Genomic DNA, 3393 nt, shown 5'->3' with positions numbered 1-3393 from the left:
ACCTGCTGGAGCGCGCCGGAGCCACTGATGGCACCCGGCAGATCGAGCGTGTCCGAGCGGTTCACGACCAGAGTCGCGTTGTTCACGATGTCGCCCACCACACCGCCGGCACTGCCGCCGTCGCCTAACTGCAGCACTCCGTCCGTGATCGTGGTGGTGCCCGTGATCGCCTGGTCGGTCGTGAGCGTCAGCTTGCCCGTTCCGGTTTTCTCGATGCCACCCGAGCCGGAGAGCAACCCGGCGTAGACCTCGTCGACGGGCTGTTCGAAACGCACCACGCCGTTGTCGGTGATCGTCTGCGGCATGAACCCGGCCCGCGTCTGCAGGATGCCTGCCGGGTCGACCGTCATGCTGCCGGTGTAGCCGCTGGCGTCCGAGCCCAGGATCAGCGTGCCGCCGGCCACCTGCGTGCTGGCGATGCCCGTATCCGCCAACGAGTTGTTGAAGGTCCAGGTGCCGCTGTCGTTCTTCACCAGCGTCTGGAAGCTCGAGATCGCATGGTCGAAGGTGTCCGCGCCGGTGCCGTTCAAGGTCAGCAGGTTCTTGCCGCCACCGCCATTGATCGTGCCGGAGATCGACGAGCCGTCGTAGATCCTGAGCGTGTCGTCGCCATCGGCGAAATTGAGCGATCCGATCAGTTGGCCCTTGTTGGTGAAGTCCACCGCCATCGTGCCCGACGCGGCCATGATGTTGCCCGCGCCGTTCTTGAATTCGATGATGCCGGTCGCGCCGTTCACGACCGTGTTCGAGCCGGTCGACGACTCGAAAAAGATGGCCGCGGCCCCTGCCTGCGAACGGATCTCGCCGTCATTGACGATACGGTTGCCCGAGCCCACCGGGTTGACCGCCTCCGCGTCGAACGCCGAGCCATTGGAAAGCACCTTGGCACCCTGCTCGATCGTCAGCGTATTGCCTGAACGGAACTCGATGGTGTTGGTGCCGGTGCCGTAGAAGCCATTGGTGTTGCCGAGGGCGTTGTTCTCGACCTTGGCGCCGGCCTTGATCAGAATGGTCGCATCGTCGCCAACGCTGATGCCCGGAAGGCCGCCTGAACTGATGATCGCGCCGGGCTCGACGATGACGGAAGTACCGGGCGCGGTATTGACGCCAATACCCGCAATGCCTGTCTCCGTGCCATTCGCATCGCACGTGATGACGTTGGCGTTGGTCGAGCAAGTGGCCGAGGCGACGGCGGAAAGGCCGATCAGGGCCGCCGCAACGGTGGTCTGCACCGCGTTGGGTCGCACCCGGACGGCCGATTTGCCGGCGCTCGAGGCCAATTCGGACGCGACGGTCCACGTGCGTTTCGATGAATTCCAGACGATGCTGAAAACACTATTCATGTTGTACTTCTCCCCTTTTGAAAACTCACGTCGAGCGTGAAATGAAAACTCACCACTGTAATTCTTTGGTACTCTTACAGACGTGGAGAGAAGTCACCCAATTGGTGCGAAAAGTACTTTTCAGCGGGGCAAATCCGCTCCGCCTTGGGGCGAAATTTCCTGAGGCAGGGCCATTTCCGCCGACTGTCACGCGACGTTGACATAAGCCGACGCACTGCCTTGGAGCGGCGGTTGGCAGCCCCCGTCACCGGCCTATTTGCGCAAGAGAGTCTGGATGAATCGCTGAGGGCGAATCGATACTTCAGAGCCGTGCCGCCAATTCGCGGCACTTCTGGAGGTTCGTGCTGAAGCGTGTCGCCATGTCGGGTTCGCAGGCGGAACTGGTGGTCATGATGCGGCACATCCCGACTGCCAGAAAGTCCGACACCGCCTCGGTGCACATCGGAAAGCGCGCCAGCGCGGGGTTGTCGTGCGACTTGAACCCCCATTTGTCGGAGAAGTCGAGCATGCGGCCCATCGCGTCCTCGAAGTAATCCCTGTCGCGCTCCGCGATGGCGACTTCCATCGCCGGCAACTCGCTGCCCAGGAAGCCCACCGCGGCCGCGGGAAAGCGGTTCGCGTCCTGCGGTGCGGCCTGCTGGGCGGTCACGCCCGAGACGGCAACCGCGAGCAGCAGCGGAACGACGAGGCGTGCGGAAATGGCGATGGTTCGGAGACGAAGAAATTCCATGGTGTTCGGTCAGGCGATGGCTTCGAAGGCCGCCCCGCATCGGGCGACCGCTGAAGCCCTATTTGAACCGAAAGCCGCGGGCTGTCCGGCCCCTACCAGCTCACGCGCATGCCGAGCGAGCCCTGCACCGAGGACTTCACTTTCACGTCGCCGCCCGCGTTGAAAAGCTGCCCCGCTTCGCCGTAGAGGGTGACAACAGGCGTCAGCGCCAACGTCATGCCGACCGCGACTTCGGTCGAGGTGTAACCGGTCCCGCTGGCAATGCGCGTGCTGGCCGCCGGACCGACGAAGGTCGCGACGTCGGCGCCAGAACCCGCGCGGTACACGTTCAAGCGGCCGTAGGGTTGCAGTCGCCCCGCACGGGTGGCGATGTCGCCCTTGATGCGCAGGCCCAATCGGCCGATCCACCCGCCATCGGCGTCCTGCTGCACGCGCGCGCCGCTGATCAGCACGTCGTCGAAGCTGCTGCGCTGGTAGGCGAGCTGCGCCTGCGGCTCGATGGTCCAGCCCTCGGCCAGCGCGAAAGGCTTGCCGGTCTCGATCGAGGCGGTGGCGCTGCTCGACTTGCCGGAGGCGCTCGGGTTGATGTCCGGGCGCACGGTGTAGCGGTGGCTGCCGCCTTGGAGAACGGCGTCGGCGTACAGCCCGCTCGCGTCCAACCAGGTCGCGTAACCGCCCAAGTAGCGCGATTGCAGGTCGTTGTAGCCGACCCTGCCGATCGCGCCGCGCGCATTGCCGCTGACGTCCGCGCTCCCGTCCAGGTAGCCCACGTAAACGCCGGCGCGCCAGTTGCCGCCGGCCAGCAGGTCGGTGCCGGCCTGAAGGCCGCTCACATGGCCCTGGCTCTGCGCCGAGGCAGTGCCGTCCTGGCGGATGTCGAGATCGTTGTACATGGCTCGGGCCCAGGCCTGCCGGCCGCCATTGGCGCTGCCCTCGTCACCGACGCGGCGATGCAGGTTGCCCAGCATCGCTAGATCGGCCTGCCGCAGTTGCGCGGGCAGCGCTGCGAAGAGCGGAACTTCGGCGCGGTAGGTCGGCACCGTCACCGTGGCTGGCGATGTTTCGCCAGTCGCGTCCGGCGTCTTGGTCAAAGGAGTCAGTGTGGCTGGTTCGGTCGGGTCGGAAGGCGATTCGGGCTTGACGGCAGGCTCTGGCGGCGGGGGCGTGGCTTCCGAGCGCAGATACCAGTTCTCGCCAGCGCCCTGGGCGTCGGCCGCGTACAGGCGGTATTCGAAAGCCCCGGCATCGACGTGACCGTTCGCGAGCGCAAAGGCGTCGCGGGTGGTCTGCGCAGTGGTGGTGGCACCGTTGCGCGCGCTC

3 protein-coding genes are annotated in these 3393 nt (G+C 65.5%); all 3 read right to left on the bottom strand.

What is annotated here, in order from left to right:
• A partial coding sequence (locus tag QTI04_RS34050) for an ESPR domain-containing protein (protein ID WP_286619617.1) occupies positions 1–1343 on the bottom strand: 1343 nt, incomplete at its 3' end.
• A gap of 301 nt (positions 1344–1644) precedes the next feature.
• Entirely contained in the window at positions 1645–2073 is a 429-nt protein-coding gene (locus QTI04_RS34045) for a hypothetical protein (RefSeq protein ID WP_286605852.1), read from the bottom strand.
• Between the two features lie 92 nt (positions 2074–2165).
• Positions 2166–3393, bottom strand: a 1228-nt coding sequence (locus tag QTI04_RS34040) for an autotransporter outer membrane beta-barrel domain-containing protein (RefSeq protein ID WP_286619616.1), incomplete at its 5' end; no start/stop codon positions are given.

The sequence above is a fragment of the Variovorax sp. J22R115 genome (assembly GCF_030317005.1).
Lineage (GTDB): Bacteria > Pseudomonadota > Gammaproteobacteria > Burkholderiales > Burkholderiaceae_C > Variovorax.
Note: the sequence above shows the minus strand (reverse complement) of the source record. Positions and strands in the feature narration are given on the sequence as shown.

Bases quoted from the DNA above. Each gene is read 5' to 3' on its own strand.
- QTI04_RS34045 (WP_286605852.1), bottom strand. From the start codon at position 2,073: ATGGAATTTCTTCGTCTCCGAACCATCGCCATTTCCGCACGCCTCGTC.